This is a genomic window from Veillonella caviae (assembly GCF_003992125.1).
GTDB lineage: Bacteria > Bacillota > Negativicutes > Veillonellales > Veillonellaceae > Veillonella > Veillonella caviae.
On record NZ_RQUY01000046.1, the window covers coordinates 1 to 1,191 of the forward strand.

The following is a 1,191-nucleotide window of genomic DNA, read 5'->3' on the forward strand; positions in this document are numbered from 1 at the left end:
TCTTTTACGGTTGTGCTTGTTTGATTACCATTGCCATCTGTAATCGTAATGGTATGAGTTCCATTTCCATTATCTTTTACATCCGCCGTAGCATTTTTACCATCTACGCCGTCTTTACCTGCTACACCTGTGTCACCTTTGGCTCCGTCTTTTACAGTGGTTGTACTTGTTGTACCGTTACCATCTGTAATCGTAATGGTATGAGTTCCATCCGGATTATCAGTCACACTAGCGGTGGCATTTTTACCATCTACGCCATCTTTACCTGCAGCACCTGTATCACCTTTAGCTCCAGTAGCACCGTCTTTTACAGTGGTTGTACTTGTTGTACCGTTACCATCTGTAATCGTAATAGTATGGGTTCCATTTCCATTGTCTACAACACCAGCCGTAGCGTTTTTACCATCTTTACCTGCTGCTCCAGTATCACCTTTAGCACCTGCGTCACCTTTTTCACCTTGGATACCTTGTGCACCAGTATCGCCTTTTTCGCCTTTAGCTCCTGTAGCGCCATCTTTTACAGTTGTTGTGGTCTTGTTACCATTACCGTCTGTAATCGTAATGGTATGGGTTCCATTTCCATTGTCCTTTACATCAGCTGTGGCATTTTTACCATCTGCACCTGTATCACCTTTGGCACCAGTATCGCCTTTGGCACCAGTGTCACCTTTTTCGCCTTTAGCTCCTGTAGCACCATCTTTTACGGTTGTGCTTGTTTGATTGCCATTACCATCTGTAATCGTAATGGTATGGGTTCCATTTCCATTATCTTTTACATCAGCTGTAGCGTTTTTACCATCTTGACCAGCTGCACCTGTATCGCCTTTGGCACCAGTGTCACCTTTTTCACCTTGGATACCTTGTGCACCAGTATCGCCTTTTTCGCCTTTAGCTCCTGTAGCGCCGTCTTTTACAGTGGTTGTACTTGTTGCACCGTTACCATCTGTAATGCTAATCGTATGTGTACCATCATGATTATCAGTCACACTAGCGGTGGCATTTTTACCATCTACGCCGTCTTTACCTGTTGCTCCTGTTTCGCCTTTTGCACCAGTTTCACCTTTTTCACCTTGGATACCTTGTGCTCCAGTATCGCCTTTGGCACCAGTATCACCCTTAGCTCCATCTTTTACGGTTGTGCTTGTTTGATTACCATTGCCATCTGTAATCGTAATGGTATGAGTTCCATTT

Annotated in this window: 1 protein-coding gene; it reads right to left on the reverse strand. The window is 44.3% G+C overall.

The window, feature by feature from the left end:
- On the reverse strand, positions 1-1,191 hold a 1,191-nt coding region (locus EO120_RS09075; RefSeq protein ID WP_206512490.1), incomplete at both ends, for a collagen-flanked surface repeat-containing protein.